Origin of the sequence: Actinoplanes sp. NPDC000266 (assembly GCF_042899005.1) — a bacterium.
Taxonomy (GTDB): Bacteria; Actinomycetota; Actinomycetes; order Mycobacteriales; family Micromonosporaceae; genus Actinoplanes.
Genome location: NZ_JBIAZI010000002.1, coordinates 1,151,877 through 1,169,175, shown reverse-complemented (window position 1 = coordinate 1,169,175; position 17,299 = coordinate 1,151,877). Strand labels below are relative to the sequence as shown.

The window sequence follows — 17,299 nt, the reverse complement described above, 5'->3', positions numbered from 1 at the left end:
GTGGGTGTGGGGGGGGGGGGGGGGGGGGGGGGGGTGGGGGGGGGCGGCGGGGGGGGGGGGGGGGGGGGGGGGGGGGGGGGGGGGGGGCGGGCGCCCCCCCCCCCCCCCCGGCCCGGTGTCAGCCGATGCTGCGGGCGAAGCGGAAGAAGCCGTACGGGTCGTACGCCCGCTTGACGCGCACCAGCCGCGGGTAGTTCTCGGCGTAGTAGGCCCTGCGCCAGTCCTTCAGCGACGGGTCCATGTAGTTCTGGTAGCTCTCGCGCAGGGAGTGCCGGTCGAGCACCGCGAAGGCGTCGGCCAGCCAGCTCTCGCTCAGGGCCACGTCGTCGGCGGTGTAGTTGGCGTCGAGGAGCTGAGCGGTGACACCGGCCAGCATCCGGGTGGTCCGGTGGACGTACGCAGTGTCGGTGCGGGCCGGCTCGTTGGCCACGCCGCCGAGGGCCTCGAAGTACAGCAGGCGGTCCTGCTGAGGAGTGGACTTGGCCGGGTCGGTCAGGATGGCCACGAGGTCGTCGACGTCGGCGCGAGGCACCGCGTCGTCGTACATTCGGGAGCGGGTGTGGTAGTGGTACGACCGCGCCACCTGCGCCTCGGGGGTGGTGCCCTCACGGTGGCACTGCGCGGTGGTGAGCGACGTGCAGCCGTACACCGACATCATCATGTCGTAGACCGACGCGTTGGCGACGGCCCGGACGGTGGGCGCCACACCCACCTCCCCGATCAGCTGGTCGACGAGGATGTTCAGGTCCTCGATGGCGCCGTACCAGGTGCCCGTGAGGATCACCCCGATGTCCGGGGTGGGTGGGTTCCGGACACGGGCCAGCAGGAGCGAGGAGAGATCGTTGGGCGCCGCGAGCATCCACTGCTGCCACTTCTCGATCACGTTCGCCGCGTCCACCCCGAGCCAGACCAGCCGGTAGCCGACGAGGGAGGCACGGTTGATCGGCCTCAGCGTGTAACTGGTGACGACGCCGTAGTTGCCGCCGCCGTTGCCGCGCAACGCCCAGAAAAGATCGGGGTTCTCCCGGGCCGAGGCCCGCACGAGACGCCCGCCGGCCAGCACCACGTCGGCCGAGACCAGCCGGTCGCAGGCCATGCCGAAGGTGCGGGTCTGCAGGCCGATTCCGCCGCCCTGGAGGTAACCCCCGGAGCCGACCGTCGGGCACATGCCGCTGACCAGGGCCATGCCGTGCGGGGTGAGGGCGGCCAGCGCGTCGACCTGCTGGGTTCCGGCGCCGATCGTGACGTGCTCGCCGTCGATGGCCACCTGGTTCATCCGGGAGACGTCGAGGATCATGCCGGTGGTCGTCGAGTAGCCGCCGAAGCTGTGCCCACCGCTGCGCGGGACGGTGTGCACGTGGTGGTCGTGGGCGAACGCGAGGACGGTCCGGACGTCCTTGGGGGTCTCGCAGTAGGCGACGGCCATCGGGTTGGTGTTGTCGAACTGGGCCAGCGACTGCTCGCGGGCCTGTCCGTACCGGGCGTCGGACGGCAGGATCAGATCACCGTCGAGATGGCGGCTCAGCGAGTCCCAGTTCGGGCGGCCGCCGCCTCCACGCCGCGCGGTGCTGCCGGCGGCGGACCCGGCCGGCCCGGAGGCGCCGCCCGTCATGGCGCCGACCGCCGAGGCGGCGGCGACGCCCAGGACGGCACGACGTGTGATGTTTCCTGTCACAGCGGTTCTCCCCGTTAGAGATCTATAGATGCGAATCTCGCGATGTGCTGAATTTACGGCCCGACCCTAGGTGCTGGCGAGCGCGCGCGAATCGCTTGTGTTGGTAGTCGGGTCCGGGGGCCCAGTACTGTCAGATCGACTGGCTGTCGGCCGGCCTCCGGCGGGTGTAGGAACAAGCCATGACTGAGCAGGTCCAGCCGGTGCACCGGCGGTACGGCCCAAGTGAGCAGTGGCGGCACATCACCGAGGCGCACATCACCGAGGAGGCCGTGACCGACCTGGCCGGATTCAAGTCGAACGGAGTCAACTTCAAGCTGGCGCTCTGGAACCCGGCGCCCAATGGCGTGCGGTACCTGAAAGCGCTCACCTTCGCCCTGGGCATGCAGCTCAGCCCGGCGAACCGGGAAAGACTGCGCCGCACGCGCAACCGCGAGGTCGGCGACCCGTATTCGGTGCGGTGCGACGGCGAGCCGGTGTGCCTGGACTATCTGCAGGCCGTGCACGAGCTCGACTTCATCGCGGCGAACATGACCCTCGACGGCGCCCGGATCCTGGAGATCGGCGCCGGCTACGGGCGTACCTGCCACACCCTGCTGTCCAATCACGACCTCGCCGGGTACACGATCGTCGACCTGCCCAACACGCTGGCCCTGTCGCACCGGTACCTGCGGGCCGTTCTGGAGCCGGCGCAGTTCGCGAAGATCAGGTTCGTGGGCATCGGCGAGGTCGACGAGCAGGTCGCCGGCGAGCGTTTCGACCTGTGCGTGAACGTCGACTCGTTCGCCGAGATGAACCCGGACACCGTGCGGGACTATCTCGCGCTCATCGACGCCTCCTGCGCGCACTTCTACGTCAACAACCCGGTCGGCAAGTACCTCGACAAGACGCTCGACGGCCACTCGCAGGGGTCCGCCGTGGTGCGGCTGGCCCTCGACAGCGGGCTGCTGCGCGACGTGATCGACATCCACGACAGCGAGGCGGTGCTGGCCAAGGTGCCCGCCTTCGAGGCCGCGTACCGCCCGGGCGAACGGTGGGCGTGCGTGGCGAGCGACCGCGCGGTCTCCTGGAGCTACTACTGGCAGGCCCTGTACCGGGTCGGCCCGGTGGCCCGGTGACGGCCGGCGAGGACCGGCCGTTGGTAGCGGTGCTGGGTGGCTCGGGTTTCGTCGGCGCCGCGGTGGTGGAGGCCCTCGCCCGGCGGCCGATCCGGCTGCGGACGTCGGGCCGGCGGCCGCAGCCGGTGCCGGACGGCGCCGTGGCCGATGTCGAGGTGCTGTCCGCCGACCTCACGGATCGTGCGGTGCTCGAGGCGGCGGTGGACGGCGCCGACACGGTCGTCCATCTGCTGATGCACACGGCCGGCTGGCGGGAGGCCGGCGACAACCCGGACGTCGAACGGGTGAACGTCGGCGTGATGCGTGACCTCGTCGAGATCCTGGGGGAGAGCGGGCGGACGGCCACTGTCCTGTTCGCCGGTTCCACCTCGCAGGCCGGGCTGCCGCAACGGATGCCGCTCGACGAGAGCGAGCCGGACGCGCCCGTGACCGCGTACGACCGGCAGAAGCACGCCGCCGAGCAGGTGCTCAAACAGGCCACCGCGGCCGGGCGGGTCCGCGGGGCCTCGCTGCGGCTGCCGACCGTCTACGGGGACAGCCCGCGCGGGAGGCTGAACGGCCGCGGCGTGGTCTCCACCATGGTGCGCAAGGCGTTCGCCGGCCAGGAGCTCACCCTCTGGAACGACGGCACGGTGGAGCGCGACCTGCTGTACGTGCACGACGCCGCCGACGCCTTCGTCGCCGGGATCGACCATGCGGACGCGCTCACGGGCCGGCACTGGCTGCTGGGCACCGGGAGCGGTGTGCCGCTGGGCGACGTGCTGCGCGTGATCGCGGAGCTGGTCGGCGACCGTCTGGGACGGCCGCCGGTCCCCGTCGTCTGTGTGCCGCCGCCCGATCTCGCGACGGCCACCGACATGCACAGCGTCGCGATCGACTCGGCGCGCTTCCGGGCGGTCACCGGCTGGCGTCCGCGGGTGCCGCTCGAGACCGCGCTGCGGCGGTGCGTCGACGCGTTCGCCCGCGACGCCGCCCTACAGTAGGCCGTTGCTCAGGCCGAGGACCGCCAGCAGCGTACGTGCCTGCATGTTGAGGTAGCGCCCGTGCCGGGCCAGCGAGTTCAGCTGGCCCGGGGTCACCCAGGCGTAGCCGGGCGGGGGCTCGGTCCCCGCGTCGGCCTCACCGGCCTCGACCAGCAGGTAGCGGCTGACGGCGTTGAGGAACCGGCCGCCCTCGTCGGAGTGCACCGCGGCGTACCGGATCCGGTCGGCTCCGGCCCGGCGTACCATCTCGAGGAACGGCGGCCGTTCCGCCTCCGGCAGGTGCGTGTAGTTCTCCAGGGTGCACTGCACCGTCGGCCCGAGTTCGACGGTGTCGAGCAGGCCGCCCTCGGCGCGGGCGTGGACCAGCAGGTGTGGCACCCCGCCGAAGCGGCGGACCAGGAACGCGCAGACCCCCATGCCGACCGGCTCGAAGAGCGGCTGCATCCAGGAGGTCACCTCACGGTTGCCGGCCTCGACGGAGACCCCGCCGACCCGGAAGTACCGGTTGTGGACGTGCCGGACGTCGTACTCGGTGCGCTCCCAGCCGGCCACCTCGGCGAGCGGCATGCGCCGGGCCCGCACGTCGTGCCGGGCCCGCTCGTTGGTGAACCACGACAACACGTCGATGTCGGAGCGCATCGCGCCCGCCTCGGCCGGGGCCGTCGGAGCGCAGGCGAGGACGCTGCGGGCGTCCATGTTCACGGTGTTGTCGCGTTCCAGCAGCTTGCCGATCTGGCCCAGGGTGAGCCAGCGGAAGTCCTCGTGCGGCGGCACGTCGTCGTCCGTCTCGATGATCATGTTGCGGTTGGCCTTGCACAGGAACCACGAGCCGTGCTCGGACTGCAGAACGTCGGCGAGGACCCGGCCCCGGTCCGGCCGGGTGAAGTACTCGAGGTACCGCACACCGGCGCCCTGGTGCACCCCGGTGTAGTTGCTGTGTGTGGCCTGCACGGTCGGCGAGAGCTGCAACAGCCCAGGATTGCCGGGCTCCATCTTGGCCTGCATCAGGAAGTGCAGGGCGCCGTCGAACTCCTTGGCCAGGATGCCGAGGATCCCCACCTCGGGTTGCACGATGATGGGCTGCTGCCATTCGCGGCCGTCGATCGCCACATGCAGTCCCTCGACGCTGAAGAACCGGCCGCTGCGATGCGTGATGTTCCCGGTGTGGGGGTGGGACGACCATCCGTTGATCCTGTCCAGCGGCACCCGTTCGACGGTGAACCGATGCGCCCTCTGGCGTTCGGCCATCCAGAGGTCGAAGTCCGCGGTCCGCATGTCCCGGCCGGCCGTGACGGCCCGCCGGGAAAGCGCGAGCCGGGCGGGCAGCCGGGTGTCGTCCCGTGCCGCCAGTCGCGCCGCGATCGTCATGCCAGCATCGCCTCGATGCGGGGCGCCACTTCGGCCGGGCTCGGCATGGCGGCGATCTCCTCGGCGACGGTCTTGGCCGCCTGCCGGGTGTCGGCGTCGGTCAACAGCTCGGCGGCGGCCGCGCTGATGGCCTCGGCGGAGACGACAGCCGCGTCGCCGAGCTGGTCCGGGCGTTCGACCCCGTCCGGCAGCAGTCGTCTCCCGGCGCCGGTGGCGGCGACCGCGCCGGCGACGAGGAACCCGTCCGACGCGAGAGGCAGGAGCAGCTGCGGAAGGCCGGCGCCGGACGCGCCGAGGGTCGTCGCCGCGCCACCGTGGTGCACGGCGAGGTCGGCGAGGGGCATCAGGTCGCCCTGCGGCACCCAGCGCTCGAGGTAGACGTTGCCGGGCAGGTCCCGGAACTGCTCGGCCGGAAGGTTCGGCCCGGTGGCCACCACCACGTCGGCGTCGAGGGCCGACAGCCCCTCGATGGCGGCGCGCAGGGCGGGGGCCGTGCCGACCACGGTGCCGAGGGTCAGGTAGATCAGCGGTCGTCTCCGCGCGGCGACGGCGATCGGCGGGAGCACACCGGCCTCGCTGAATTGCAAGGGCCGCAGCGGGCGCCGTTCCGGCCGGCTCAGGAACGAGGGCTCCTGCAACGACGTCGGGAAGATGTCCAGGTACGGGTCGCCGAGCAGGTACGTCCCCTCGGGCACGTCGACACCGACCTCGGCGGCCACCGCACGCAGCTGGAGCATGTCGACCTGCCGCCACGGCTCCTTCCGGTCGGTCGCGTCGGCCCGGGCGTGGGAGTGACAGACGGCGGGGATGCCGAGACGGTGCGCCGCCAGCCCGGCCCCCGGGTTGCCCGCCTCGTAAACCACCACGTCGGCCCGCTCCGCCCGGAGCACGGGCAGCAGGTCGGTGGCGTAACTGCGGGGGAGCAGCTCGCTGAACGCCCGGGTCGCGGGCTCGATCCATTCCTTCCACGGCAGGTCGCCGATCCGGTCGCTCTTCCCCTCGAACGCGATGCGGAAGGCATCCCGGATCTGCATGCCGACCAGGACCGTACGGAATCCGAGGTCACGCAGCAGCGGAGCGAAACGCACCCCGGTGGCGTAGACGACGTCGTGGCCGGCCTCCCGGCACGCGATGGCCAGGGGCAGCATCGGGTAGGTGTGGCCGTAGCCGGCGAGGCTGGAGAAGGCGATCTTCATAGCACCTCTTCGATCGTTGGTTTCGGTGGCCTTGCTAGGTCCGGGACGCGGCGACCATCTCCGCGGCGAACAGCGCGACTGCCAGTCCCTGCTGGGCGTTCAGGCGCGGGTCACAGGCTGTCTCGTATCGAGCCGGCAGGTCGTTCTCGGTGAGGGCCGGGGCGCCGCCGACGCACTCCGTCACGTCGTCGCCGGTCACCTCCACATGGATGCCGCCGGGATGGGTGCCCAGCCGCCGGTGCACCTCGAAGAAGCCGGTGATCTCGTCGAGAACGTGCCGGATGTCGCGGGTCTTGTAACCGTTCGCCGACACGTAGGTGTTGCCGTGCATGGGGTCGCACTGCCAGATCACCGAGGAGCCGGAGGCGGCGACCTTCTCGACTATCGGCGGCAGGACGTCGCGGACCCACGATCGGCCCATGCGGCTGATCAGCGTGACCCGCCCCGGCTCGCCGTGGGGGTCGAGCCGGCGTACGTACTCGACCGCCTGCTCCGGGGTCGTCGACGGGCCGATCTTGACGCCGATCGGGTTGGACAGCAGCTCGGCGAAGGCGATGTGGGCGCTGTCGAGCTGACGCGTGCGCTCGCCGATCCACAGGAAATGCCCGAGGCCGCTGGACAGGCGGGGCTCCGGCCCGCCGGTGTCCACCCGCAACTGCGAGCTCTCGTAGTCGAGCAGGAGGGCCTCGTGGCTGACGTAGATCTGGCTGCCGGGCACGCCGTCGCGGTGGAACTCGCGCACCACGCCCATGCTGCGGGACGCGCCGGCGTGGGCCCGGAGCATCCGGCCGGGGTCGGGCGTCCGGGCCGTGGCCGTCGGGTCGGCCGAATTGACCATGTCGCCGCGGTAGACCGGCAGGCCCTGCGCGTCGACGGGCTGGGAGCGGGGCTTGGCGTACTGACCGGCCATGCGGGCGACCTTGACGACGGGCAGCCCGGTCCGGTGGACGAGCACGGCCGCCATGTGAGCCAGCGTCCGGAGATTGCCGCGCTGGTGGGCCTCGGTGTCGCCGGCGAAGGTCTCGGCACAGTCGCCGCCCTGCAGCAGGAACGCCTCGCCCCGGGCGACCGCGGCCAGCTCGCGGGCCAGCCGCGCGGTCTCGTCCGGCGTGACGACCGGCTCCGCCCGGCTCAGCTGCGCCATCACGGCCCGCGCCCGGCGGGGGTCGGGCCACACCGGTTGCTGCGCCACCGGCTTGCGCAACGCCGCTTCCAGGCGGGCGGCGAGAGGGCCGTCCGGCCGGGAGAAGTCCGTCATCGGCGGGCCTCCGCGGGCACGCCGGCGAGCTCGGCGACCGGGATTCGCGGCATGGCGTCCAGCACGCTCGCGATCACGTCCGGTGGCACGTCGTCCACGACCTCGGCGCCGCCCGGTCCATCCAGGACGAACGTGAATCCGTGAACCGCCTTCTTGTCGTGCCGCATGAGGTCCATCAGCGCGGCGGTGCCGGCCTCGGCCGGGAGGGCGGCGGGAAGCCCGTAGTGCTGGACGATCTCGAGGTGCCGCGCCGCCCGGGCCCGCCCGATGCGGCCGAGGGCCTCGGCCAGCCGCCCGGCGAAGACCGTTCCGACGGCGACCGCCTCGCCGTGGCGTACGGCGTAGTCGGTGGCCTTCTCCAGCGCGTGGCCGAGCGTGTGGCCGTAGTTGAGCAGGTGCCGCACCCCGGTGTCGCGCTCGTCCGCCTCCACGATGCGGGCCTTGAGCGTCACGCTGGCGGTGATCTGTTCGGCCAGGGAGAGCCCGCGCAGGTCCGGCGCGCCGATGAAGTGGCAGCGGGCGATCTCGCCGAGGCCGCTCAGCATCTCCCGCCGCGGCAGGGTCGTCAGATAGTCGGTGTCGCAGAGGACGGCGCTCGGCTGCCAGTACGCGCCGGCCAGGTTCTTGCCCGCGGGCAGGTTCACCGCCGTCTTCCCCCCGACGCTGGCGTCCACCTGAGCCAGCAGCGACGTGGGCAGATGGACCACGGGCACGCCCCGGTGATAGAGCGCGGCGGCCAGCCCGGTCACGTCGGTGGTGGTGCCGCCGCCGCAGGAGACGACCACGTCGGTGCGGGTGAGCCCGAACCGCGCGAAGTCTCCGCACAGGGCCTCCACCGTGGCGAGGGTCTTGGCGTGCTCGCCGTCGCGCGCCGGCAGCACCAGGCTGGGCACTCCGGGGTCGGGCACCCATTCCGGTGGACGAGCCGACACGACGACGGCCCGCTCGGCGCCCAGACGCCGGACGACGCCGGCGAGCCGGGTGCGCACACCCGGGCCGATGGTCACGTCGTACGAGTGGTCCCTCAGACGGAGGGAAACCGCGGTCATGTTGTCCCCTTCGGCCGTTGCGTAAGCGGCTCGCGCCGGCACCAACCGCCCGATCAGTTTTGACCGGGCCGGTCGGGGCAGGCATCACCCACGTGAGTAGTCCGGGCGGCAACCATCCGGGCTGACGGTGCCGGGCCGCCGCCGCCCCGCGCTTGAATGCGGTATGCCTGACGACGCGTACTCCCCGCCATCGCCGGCGATCAGCGGCACCACCCGGCTGATCGCCGTGCTGGGCGACCCGATCGCTCAGGTGCGGGCGCCGGCGCTGCTGAACCGCCTGCTCGCGCGGCTCGGCGCGGACACCGTGGTGGTCCCGGTGCACGTCGGCGCGGACGAGCTGGGGACCGTCGTCCAGGGCCTGCGGGCCGTACGGAACGTCATCGGCCTGCTGGTGACCGTCCCCCACAAGATCGACGTGCTGCGCCACGCGTCAGCGGTCAGCCCGGCCGCCTCGCTGGCCGGCAGCGCCAACGCGTTACGCCGGGAGCCCGGCGGGTCGTGGCACGCGGACAACTTCGACGGCGCCGGGTTCGTGTCCGGTCTGGTGGCACGCGGCTACCCGCCCGCGGGCCGGCATGTGGCGCTGGCCGGGGCCGGCGGGGCCGGCGCCGCCATCGCGACGGCTCTGCTGAGCGCGGGTGTCGCGCTGCTGAGCGTGTACGACCGCGACACCGGGCGGATGACCGCGTTCGTGGACCGGCTGGCCACGACGTGGCCGGGACGCGTCCAGGCCGTCGCCGTGCCCGGGTTCGCCGCCGCCGACATCGTCGTCAACGCCACGCCGCTCGGCCTGCGGGCCGGCGACGAGCTGCCGTTCGACCCGGCCGGCCTGCGTCCCGGCGCGCTGGTCGCGGACATCGTGATGAAGCCCCGGCACACCCGTCTGCTGCGGGTGGCCGGGGAGCTCGGTCATCCCGTCCAGTACGGGGAACCCATGCTCGCCCACCAGATCGACATGTACCGCGACTACTTCGGGCTCGACCGGCCCTAGCTCCGGTGGCCGGCCAGGCGCCGCTCCGGGGCGCCCGCCACCAGTTGCTTCCACCGGAGCGCGAGCTCGATGCGGGATCTGGTCCCGATCTTCTGGAAGATCTTGCGGAGGTGGAAGGCGACGGTGTGCCGGGACAGGAACATCCGGTCGGCCACCTCGGCGTTCGTGAGGCCCCCGGCGACCAGCTCGGCCACCGCGTACTCGGTGTCGGTCAGCGTCGGGATCCGGCTGGGCGGCCAGTAGCCCGGCGTGGCCATGACGGTGTCGTGGCCACGCAGCTTGCTGCTCACCCGCGACGAGTCGCGCGGCGATCCGGCGACCTCGTAGTGCCGCATCGCCAGCTCGTAGTGCGAGCGCGCCCGGTCGCCGTCCGCGCTGCCGGAGCCCAGAAGGCGGCCGATGTCCTCGTGGGCCGAGGCGCGCGCCCAGGGGTCACGGTAGGCCGCCGCGGCCTGCTCCAGCTGTCGCGGGTCCCCGTCGACCAGGCCGTCGACGTGCAGGGCGGCCGCCCTCAACGTGGCGATGTCGGGGTTGTCGGCGGCGAGCGCGGACGCGTGCTCCCGCCCCCGTAACGCGGTCTTCCGATCGTCCGCCCGCAACAGCATGCGTACGAGGAAGGAGGCCGACGTGGGTTCGGAGAGCAGCAGGCCCCGCATCGAGGTCTCGGACTCCAGCAGCTGGCGGGCGAGCGGCGCGGCCGCCACCCCGCCCTTCTCGGTCTCGGCGACCTGCACGATCAGCCAGGCGGGCGAGTTCCAGGGCAGGACGTCCCGGCCGAGGAGCACGTCCTCCTTGAGCTGGTCGGCGTGCTCGAGCACGGCGACGAGTTCGCCGCGCCGCAGGGCGGTGACCGCCCGTACGACGTTGCCGACCGCCGCCCACGACAGGAGCCGGACGTCGCCGGCCAGCCGCAGTCCCAGGTCGCACAACTCGGTGGCCTCGCCGGTCCGGCCCTCACACAGGGCGATCTTCGCGTCGACCACGGCCGCGATGGCGTCGATGACGGGGTCCTGCACGGCCGCCGCCGACCGGCGCACCACGCGACGGGCCAGGTCGAGGCGGCGGATGTTGGTCAGGAGGAGCGCTTGCTGCATGCCCGCCAGTGACGAGCACCACTCGCTGCCCCGCTTGCACCGGGCGGTCGCCGCCGCCCTGGCGATGGAGAGCGCCGAGAGGACGTCGCCGCCGCGCCAGACGGACGCCGCCGTGGCCAGGATCTCGAGGTTCACGCAGTCATGAGTGGACATGCACGCTTGCGGGGGAAAACCCAGCTCACACAATTCGACTCCCCGAAGTCATTCGACATCTTAGAATGGTCGGAGCGACGTCCGAGTATTCGACAAATGCGTTTCCCCGCTGAAGCGCATAGACGTCTGTCAACTCCTGTTCTTGCGGCCGACGATACAGGAGGACCCTGTGCTGTCAATCGCGACTGGATCTTGGTGCGGGGTCGCCGCCGCCGATCGTCGAAAGTGGACCCAGGTGGTGTCAACCGCACGTGAATCCCCACGTGAAACGGTCTTTCATTGATCGGCACTAGGCGGTCCCGGGTCGTTCGGTCTATGGTCGTCGAGTGCGTAACGTTGATCTACGACTACTGTCCGCAGTCGCCGCCCGCCGGTCCGGCCCACCGGGCCCGCCGGGTGGGCGACCTGTTGCCGGACACATGTAGATCATCGAATCGCGGGGGTGGCTCTTGCCGGCGCTCGATGACCCTGATCGCTCCGAATGGGAACGGTCGCCCTTCGATTTTGAGCCCCTCGTCCAATTGCACCGCCGGGCGCGGGAATGCGCCCGGCACACGGTTCCCGTGGCCGCGCTGCGAGCCGCCGATTCGCCCCGCTCGAACGCCGACGAGGAGCACGTACGCCTGCTCTCCGAGGTGGGCGCCGAACTGCCGCCCATTCTCGTGCACCGCGACAGCATGCGGGTCATCGACGGGACGCATCGGCTGCGCGCCGCGGTGGCCGCCGGCCGCTCCTCGGTCCAGGTGCAGTTCGTCGACTGCTCGCCCGAGGACGCCTTCGTGCTCGCGGTGATCGCCAACAGCGCCCACGGCCTTCCCCTCAGCCGGCCGGACCGCCGGTCGGCCGCGGTCCGCATCATTGGATCCTTCCCGGCGTACGCGGACCGGGCCATCGCCGCCGTCACCGGGCTCTCGGCGTCGACGGTCGCCCGTATCCGCAGAGAGACGGCCGCCGGGGAGGCGCCGGTCCGGATCGGCCGCGACGGCCGGGTCCGCCCGCTGTCGGCCGCCGCCGGCCGCCGCACGGCGGGCGACGAGCTGGCCCGCCGGCCGGACGCCTCACTGCGGGACATCGCCCGGGTGGCCGGCGTCTCGGTCGCGACCGCGCGTGACGTACGGGAACGGATCCGCCGCGGTGAGGACCCGGTTCCCGCCGGCCGGCCCGCCGCGCTCGCCCCTCCGCCGGGCGCCGGCGGGAGCGACCCCCGGCCGTTGCTGCAGAACCTCAAGAACGACCCGGCCCTGCGGATGAACGAGAACGGCCGGGAGGTGCTGCGCTGGCTCTTCAGCCACGCCACCGGACCGCAGGGGTGGGAGGACGTCTTGAAGAACTCGCCCGTTCACTGCCGGTACGTGATCGCCGAGGTGGCCCGCCGGTGTGCCGACGAGTGGCAGCATTTCGCCACGGAGATCGAGCATCTGCTGCGGTGACCGGGCGGCCGGGGTGTTCAACCGCGTCAGTGCGACGGTTGAACAACGGCCGGGGTGCTCAGGTCGTCCGTGTCGCCCGGACGCTCACGTAGTTGTTGTCGTGCTCCAGGCCCAGCGCCTGCGCGCTGAGGTAGTCGACACCGTCGACGTACGTGTACGGCTGCATGAACCGGCCGGCGCGGACGTCGCGGTACATCCGGGCCAGCGGGTGCCCGGCCGTGTACGTGGCGCCTCCCACCACCGTCACGCAGTGGTCGACCACCTCGGCCGCCAGCTGGTTCACGATGAGCTTGGCGCACTGGAACGGGGTCATCATCCGGCGGCCGCGCTCATCGGGATCCATGTCGTGGCGCGGGGACAACTCGTCCAGGTTGACCAGCGCCGCCGACGCGGTGGCCTTCAGCGCGTACAACCGGGCCTCGATCTCGGTGAACAGAGTGCGCGTCGCCGCCGCCGGGGGCGCCGCCCGCCGCGCGACCGTGCTCACCGCGGTGTCCCGGGCGGCCTGCGCGACGCCGGCGTAGATGCCGAGCATGGCGATCGAACTGACCGCCTGCCCGGCGAGGCCCGCGTCGCTGTGCGCGCCGACGGCGCCACGCTCCAGGACGTCACCGGCGGGTATCGGGCAGTCGTCGAACGCTATGTCGAGGGTGCCCGACGCCCGCATGCCGAGCCCGCTCCAACCCTCGATGATGGACAGACCGGGGTTCTCCCGGGCCACGATGGGTGCGTAGAGCAGCGTCGGGCCACCCTCGACCGGGGCCTGGGCGGACACCACGAAGTGGGTTCCGATCGGCGCCATCGTCACCAGCGTCTTGCGGCCGGAGAGCAGCCAGCCGCCGTTGCCGTCGGAGCGGAGCCGGGTGACGTCCCGGCCGTGGTCCTTGACCGCGCCGCAGATCACCGCCTCGCCGCGGGCCATCGCGCGCAGCAGCCGTTCGGCCAGCTCCTGGGTCGGCTTCGGGCCGTACCGCCACTCGTACGTCAGGGTGATCCCCCGGCTGAACTGGGCGTGCAGGGCCAGCGCGGCCGAGGCGTCCGCCCCGGCCACCCGCAGCAGGGCGACGGCCACGTCGTGCAGGGTGCCGACGCCCATCCCACCCAGCTCGGCGGGCACTGTCGCGCCCAGCACGCCGTCCCGGGCGAGCTGACGGAACGTCTCGGCCGGGAAGGTGCCGTCCCGGTCGTTGGTGTCCGCCTCGGCCCGGATCCGTGGGATGTGCCGCTCCAGGACAGCCAGCAACTCCCGGCCCGGCTCGGTGGCCGCGGCGGTCAGATCGCCGGGGGGTGTCGCCGTTCGCTCCGTGATTCGTTCAGGCATGGCTCCTCGATTCCTCACACCACGCGGACGGTCGGCACATAGAGGATCCATTTCCCTCCGGAGCGCCGGAACTCCTGCTCGTTGGCCATGATCTCGTCGGCGTGGTTCCAGGCGAACAACAGCGCGAAGTCCGGGTACGGGTCGCGGAACGCGGACGGTGGGCGTACCGGGATGTGCTTGCCGGGCGTCACCCGGTGCTGCTTGGCGGGGGTGCTGTCACTGACGTACGAGACGAGCTCGGGCCCGATGTCGCAGAAGTTGGCGACCGTGGCGCTCTTGGCCGTGGCGCCGTACGCGACCACCCGTGATCCCTCGGCCCGCAGCCGCCGGAGCAGCTCCACCAGGTCGGTGCGGATGCGCATGACGTTGGCGGCGAACCCGCGCAAGGTATCCAGGCGGGAAAGCCCGGAGGCGTCCTCCTCGGCCAGCAGAGCGGCGACGGCGGGACCCGGCGTGCGCTTGCCGGCCCGGGCGAGCGTGTACCGGACCTCGCCGCCGTGCACCGGCAGCCGTTCCACGTCGACCAGCTCGAACCCGTAGTGCGCGGCCATGGTCTGCACCGAGTGCGCGCTGAACAGGAAGAAGTGCTCGTCGTAGATCTGGTCGAACGACGTCTTGGCCACCACGTCACCGAGGTACGGGTCCTCGAACACGAACACGCCGTCGGGCGCCAGCAACGCGTCGACGCCGCGGAAGATCGAGTCCGGGTACGGGATGTGGCACATGGTGTTCGCGGCGTAGATGACCTGGGCCGGTCCCTCCTCGGCCCGGGCCTGGGCCGCGGTCGAGTCCTCGAAGAAGGCGGTGCGCACCCGGATGCCCCCGGCCCGGGCGGCCTGGGCCACCGACCCGGACGGCTCGAAACCGAGATGGCGTACGCCGGCCTCGCGGATCGTGCCCAGCATGACGCCGTCGTTGCAGCCCATCTCGACGATGAACGGGTCGGGCCGGGCCAGTTCGGTCGCGAGCAGCCGCCGCGCCACGCCCGCGAAGTGCTCGCGCATGACCGACGACCCGGACGAGTGGTACGGGTAATCCTGGTGGAACATCTTCTCCCGTGGCACCTGCTCGGTCAGCTGCACCATGGTGCACTTCTCGCATTGCCCGACGGCGAGCCGGTAGAAGAACTCCTCGGTGTCGTCGCCCGGCGCCCGGAACGCGTCGGAGAGCGGCTGACGCCCGAGGTCGAGGAACTCATGGACGTTTCCCTCGCACACCCGGCAGGTGGCGCTCGCCAGTTCACGCGGCATGGTTTTCCCTCCGTACCAGATGGGTTGTCTCAGAGACCGGCCAGCACTTCACGAAGGGCCCGGATCACGGCTTGCTGCCGCTCCGGCGGCAACGACGGGTACATCGGCAGCGAGAACACCTCGCCGGCCAGCTTCTCGGTGACCGGCAACGAGCCCTTGGCGTAGCCGAGGTGCGCGAACCCGCTCATCGTGTGCACCGGCCAGGGGTAGCTGATGTTCAGCGCGATGCCGTACGCGTGCAGCCGCTCGATGATCTCGTCCCGCCGGGGGTGCCTGACGACGTACAGGTAATAGACATGGTCGTTGCCGGGCGTCACCGCCGGCAGCACCAGCCCGCCGGGCCCGGCGACGTCGCTCAGCTCCTCGGTGTAGCGCCGCGCGACCTCCCGGCGCCCCGCGATGTACGCGTCGAGCCGGCGGAGCTTGCCGCGCAGGATCTCGGCCTGGACCTCGTCGAGGCGGCTGTTGTGCCCGGGAACCCGTTCGACGAAGTAGCGGTCCTCCATGCCGTAGTAGCGCAGGCGCCGGAGGTTCTGGTCGATGTGCTCGTCGCCGGTGATGACGGCCCCGCCGTCGCCGTACGCGCCGAGAACCTTCGTGGGATAGAACGAGTACGCCGCGGCGTCGCCCAGCGTGCCGGCCAGCCGGCCGTGGTGACGGGCCCCGTGCGACTGCGCGCAGTCCTCCAGAACCGCCAGCCCGTGCCGGCCGGCCAGCCGGCGCACCGGGGCCATGTCGACGCACTGGCCGTAGAGGTGCACCGGGACCAGCGCCCGGGTCCGCGGGCCGATCGCGTCCGCCAGTTGGTCGGTGTCCATCAGGAAGTCGTCCTCGCGAACGTCCACGAAGACCGGCTTCGCGCCCGTCCCGTCGATGGCCACGACGGTCGGCGCGGCGGTGTTGGCCACCGTGATCACCTCGTCGCCGGTACCCACCCCGAGCGCCTGCAACGCCAGCTTGATGGCGTTGGTGCCGTTGTCGACACCGGCACAGTGCGCGATGCCGTGGTACGCCGCGAACTCCGCCTCGAAGCCGGCCACGCTCGGGCCCAGTATCAGCTGACCGGACTCGAACACCCTCGTCACCGCGGCGAGGACCTCCTCGCGTTCGTCGTGGAACTCCGGCAGGTAGTCCCATACACGGACGGTCAACGTCTTCCTCCCTCGTGGACTTGCGTTCCGGCGAGCCGGCGGCGGAGGAGCTCCGCGACCTGCCCGGTCGAGTCGGACAGGTAGAAATGGCCACCGGGCAGCACCTCGAGGTCGGTCGGCCCGGTGGTGTGTGCGGCCCAGGCCCGCGCCTCGTCCGTGCTCACCAGCGCGTCGCGATCGCCGGTGAGCACGGTGATCGGGCAGTCCAGGACGGCCGACGGGTCGTGCCGGTAGGTCTCCACCGCGCGGTAGTCGTTGCGGATGACGGGAAGGACCATCTCCCGGAGCTCGGGGTCGTCGAGCGCCGCCGACCCGGGACCGCCGAGCCGCCGGACATGGGCCAGCATGTCGCCGTCGGAGGAGAGGTGGAACCGGTCGTCCCGGTAGCGGGACGGCGCCCGGCGGCCGGAGGCGAACAGGTGGGCCGGCGTGGGCCGCCCGGCGGCGGCCGTCCGCAGGGCGACCTCGTACGCCAGCAGCGCGCCCATGCTGTGCCCGAGGAGCGCGAACGGCCGGTCGTCCAGGGACCGCAGCGAGTCGGCGACGAGGTCGGCCAATGTCGGGATGCTGTCGATGCCCGGCTCGTGACGGCGGTCCTGCCGGCCCGGGTACTGCACGGCCAGGACGTCGACGTCGGGGGCCAGCGCCCGCGCGAGGGGGAAGAAGAAGCTGGCCGAGCCGCCCGCGTGCGGCAGGCAGACGAGGGACGAGGCCGCGTCGCCGGACGGGCGGAAGCGGCGCAGCCACGCCTCGGACGGCGCCGAAGATTCCGGCATGGTGGAGGCCCCCTAGTCCCGGTGCGCGTGGTCGGGGCGGCACAGCTCCAGCAGCGCCCGGGCGGCCAGGCGGTAGCCGAGCGCGCCGAGACCCACGACCACGCCACTGGCCAGCGGGGCCAGGACCGACTCGTGGCGGAACCGCTCGCGTGCCCAGACGTTGCTCAGGTGTACCTCGATCCACGGCGCGGGATAGGCGGCGAGCGCGTCGCGCAGGCTCCACCCGGCCATCATCAGCGCGCCGGGGTTCACGATCGCGCCGATCGTCGACCGGCGGTGCGCGTGCACCGTTCGCACCAGGCCTCCCTCGTGGTCGTCCTGGACCGGCACGACCTGCCAACCGGCCCCGGCCACCTCGTCGGCGACGGACTTCACGATGTCGTCCAGGGTGTCGTAGCCGTAGACCTCCGGTTCGCGATCGCCGAGGATCCCCAGGTTGGGGCCGTTGAGCAGCAGCACAGTGGACACGAGCGCGATCTCCTTCTCTCT

At 72.0% G+C, this 17,299-nt stretch carries 15 protein-coding genes; 4 read left to right on the top strand and 11 right to left on the bottom strand.

Annotated features, from left to right (window positions below; genetic code table 11):
* Nucleotides 1-118 precede the first annotated feature (118 nt).
* Nucleotides 119-1,675: an FAD-binding oxidoreductase gene (locus ACFY36_RS11455; protein WP_499745831.1), complete on the bottom strand. Its 1,557-nt coding sequence runs from the start codon at nt 1,673-1,675 to the stop codon at nt 119-121.
* A gap of 179 nt (nt 1,676-1,854) precedes the next feature.
* On the opposite strand from ACFY36_RS11455, the gene ACFY36_RS11450 reads away from it, so the two are divergent.
* Nucleotides 1,855-2,790 carry a putative sugar O-methyltransferase gene (locus tag ACFY36_RS11450; RefSeq protein ID WP_499745830.1) on the top strand — a complete coding sequence of 312 codons (936 nt, stop codon included), beginning with the start codon at nt 1,855-1,857 and terminating at the stop codon, nt 2,788-2,790.
* Nucleotides 2,787-3,773 carry an NAD-dependent epimerase/dehydratase family protein gene (locus tag ACFY36_RS11445; protein WP_499745829.1) on the top strand — a complete coding sequence of 329 codons (987 nt, stop codon included), beginning with the start codon at nt 2,787-2,789 and terminating at the stop codon, nt 3,771-3,773. The genes ACFY36_RS11450 and ACFY36_RS11445 overlap by 4 nt, the downstream gene beginning before the upstream one ends.
* Here the strand turns inward: ACFY36_RS11445 and ACFY36_RS11440 are convergent.
* Genes ACFY36_RS11440 through ACFY36_RS11425 form a run of 4 tightly spaced genes read right to left on the bottom strand, consistent with a single transcriptional unit; the run spans nt 3,765 to nt 8,644 of the window.
* On the bottom strand, nt 3,765-5,141 hold the full coding sequence (locus tag ACFY36_RS11440; RefSeq protein ID WP_499745828.1) for an NDP-hexose 2,3-dehydratase family protein: 1,377 nt from the start codon (nt 5,139-5,141) through the stop codon (nt 3,765-3,767). The genes ACFY36_RS11445 and ACFY36_RS11440 overlap by 9 nt on opposite strands.
* On the bottom strand, nt 5,138-6,337 hold the full coding sequence (locus tag ACFY36_RS11435) for a glycosyltransferase (RefSeq protein ID WP_499745827.1): 1,200 nt from the start codon (nt 6,335-6,337) through the stop codon (nt 5,138-5,140). Before ACFY36_RS11435 ends, ACFY36_RS11440 begins: the two co-directional genes overlap by 4 nt.
* A 34-nt stretch (nt 6,338-6,371) precedes the next feature.
* On the bottom strand, nt 6,372-7,595 hold the full coding sequence (locus ACFY36_RS11430; RefSeq protein WP_499745826.1) for a 3-deoxy-7-phosphoheptulonate synthase: 1,224 nt from the start codon (nt 7,593-7,595) through the stop codon (nt 6,372-6,374).
* The gene (locus ACFY36_RS11425; protein WP_499745825.1) at nt 7,592-8,644 is read right to left on the bottom strand and encodes a 3-dehydroquinate synthase family protein; all 1,053 of its coding nucleotides are present in this window, start codon (nt 8,642-8,644) and stop codon (nt 7,592-7,594) included. Before ACFY36_RS11425 ends, ACFY36_RS11430 begins: the two co-directional genes overlap by 4 nt.
* A gap of 163 nt (nt 8,645-8,807) precedes the next feature.
* Between ACFY36_RS11425 and ACFY36_RS11420 the strand changes: the two genes are divergently transcribed.
* Nucleotides 8,808-9,635: a shikimate dehydrogenase family protein gene (locus ACFY36_RS11420; RefSeq protein WP_499745824.1), complete on the top strand. Its 828-nt coding sequence runs from the start codon at nt 8,808-8,810 to the stop codon at nt 9,633-9,635.
* Here ACFY36_RS11420 and ACFY36_RS11415 read toward each other — a convergent pair.
* Nucleotides 9,632-10,864 (bottom strand): helix-turn-helix transcriptional regulator, encoded by a 1,233-nt coding sequence (locus ACFY36_RS11415; RefSeq protein WP_499745823.1) that lies wholly within the window; start codon nt 10,862-10,864, stop codon nt 9,632-9,634. The two genes, ACFY36_RS11420 and ACFY36_RS11415, sit on opposite strands and share 4 nt — an antisense overlap.
* A 581-nt stretch (nt 10,865-11,445) precedes the next feature.
* On the opposite strand from ACFY36_RS11415, the gene ACFY36_RS11410 reads away from it, so the two are divergent.
* Nucleotides 11,446-12,312, top strand: a complete 867-nt coding sequence (locus ACFY36_RS11410) for a ParB N-terminal domain-containing protein (protein ID WP_499745822.1) — start codon at nt 11,446-11,448, stop codon at nt 12,310-12,312.
* A gap of 58 nt (nt 12,313-12,370) precedes the next feature.
* On the opposite strand, the gene rubN8 is transcribed toward ACFY36_RS11410, so the two are convergent.
* From rubN8 to ACFY36_RS11385, 5 genes are read right to left on the bottom strand one after another with little or no spacing between them, the layout of a single operon-like run.
* Nucleotides 12,371-13,633 (bottom strand): amino sugar nitrososynthase RubN8, encoded by a 1,263-nt coding sequence (rubN8, locus tag ACFY36_RS11405; protein WP_499745821.1) that lies wholly within the window; start codon nt 13,631-13,633, stop codon nt 12,371-12,373.
* A gap of 14 nt (nt 13,634-13,647) precedes the next feature.
* A complete protein-coding gene (locus ACFY36_RS11400) occupies nt 13,648-14,883 on the bottom strand; it encodes a class I SAM-dependent methyltransferase (protein WP_499745820.1) in 1,236 nt (411 codons plus the stop codon).
* A gap of 29 nt (nt 14,884-14,912) precedes the next feature.
* Nucleotides 14,913-16,034, bottom strand: a complete 1,122-nt coding sequence (locus ACFY36_RS11395; RefSeq protein ID WP_499745819.1) for a DegT/DnrJ/EryC1/StrS family aminotransferase — start codon at nt 16,032-16,034, stop codon at nt 14,913-14,915.
* Entirely contained in the window at nt 16,031-16,810 is a 780-nt protein-coding gene (locus tag ACFY36_RS11390; RefSeq protein WP_499745818.1) for a thioesterase II family protein, read from the bottom strand. Before ACFY36_RS11390 ends, ACFY36_RS11395 begins: the two co-directional genes overlap by 4 nt.
* Before the next feature lie 12 nt (nt 16,811-16,822).
* Nucleotides 16,823-17,278: a type II 3-dehydroquinate dehydratase gene (locus ACFY36_RS11385; protein ID WP_499745817.1), complete on the bottom strand. Its 456-nt coding sequence runs from the start codon at nt 17,276-17,278 to the stop codon at nt 16,823-16,825.
* Nucleotides 17,279-17,299: the final 21 nt, after the last annotated feature.

What these genes read in the sequence shown, in the direction of transcription:
- ACFY36_RS11450 (WP_499745830.1), top strand. Translation starts at nt 1,855, where the DNA reads ATGACTGAGCAGGTCCAGCCGGTGCACCGGCGGTACGGCCCAAGTGAG.
- ACFY36_RS11440 (WP_499745828.1), bottom strand. Translation starts at nt 5,141, where the DNA reads ATGACGATCGCGGCGCGACTGGCGGCACGGGACGACACCCGGCTGCCC.
- ACFY36_RS11435 (WP_499745827.1), bottom strand. Translation starts at nt 6,337, where the DNA reads ATGAAGATCGCCTTCTCCAGCCTCGCCGGCTACGGCCACACCTACCCG.
- ACFY36_RS11430 (WP_499745826.1), bottom strand. Translation starts at nt 7,595, where the DNA reads ATGACGGACTTCTCCCGGCCGGACGGCCCTCTCGCCGCCCGCCTGGAA.
- ACFY36_RS11425 (WP_499745825.1), bottom strand. Translation starts at nt 8,644, where the DNA reads ATGACCGCGGTTTCCCTCCGTCTGAGGGACCACTCGTACGACGTGACC.
- ACFY36_RS11420 (WP_499745824.1), top strand. Translation starts at nt 8,808, where the DNA reads ATGCCTGACGACGCGTACTCCCCGCCATCGCCGGCGATCAGCGGCACC.
- rubN8 (WP_499745821.1), bottom strand. Translation starts at nt 13,633, where the DNA reads ATGCCTGAACGAATCACGGAGCGAACGGCGACACCCCCCGGCGATCTG.
- ACFY36_RS11400 (WP_499745820.1), bottom strand. Translation starts at nt 14,883, where the DNA reads ATGCCGCGTGAACTGGCGAGCGCCACCTGCCGGGTGTGCGAGGGAAAC.
- ACFY36_RS11390 (WP_499745818.1), bottom strand. Translation starts at nt 16,810, where the DNA reads ATGCCGGAATCTTCGGCGCCGTCCGAGGCGTGGCTGCGCCGCTTCCGC.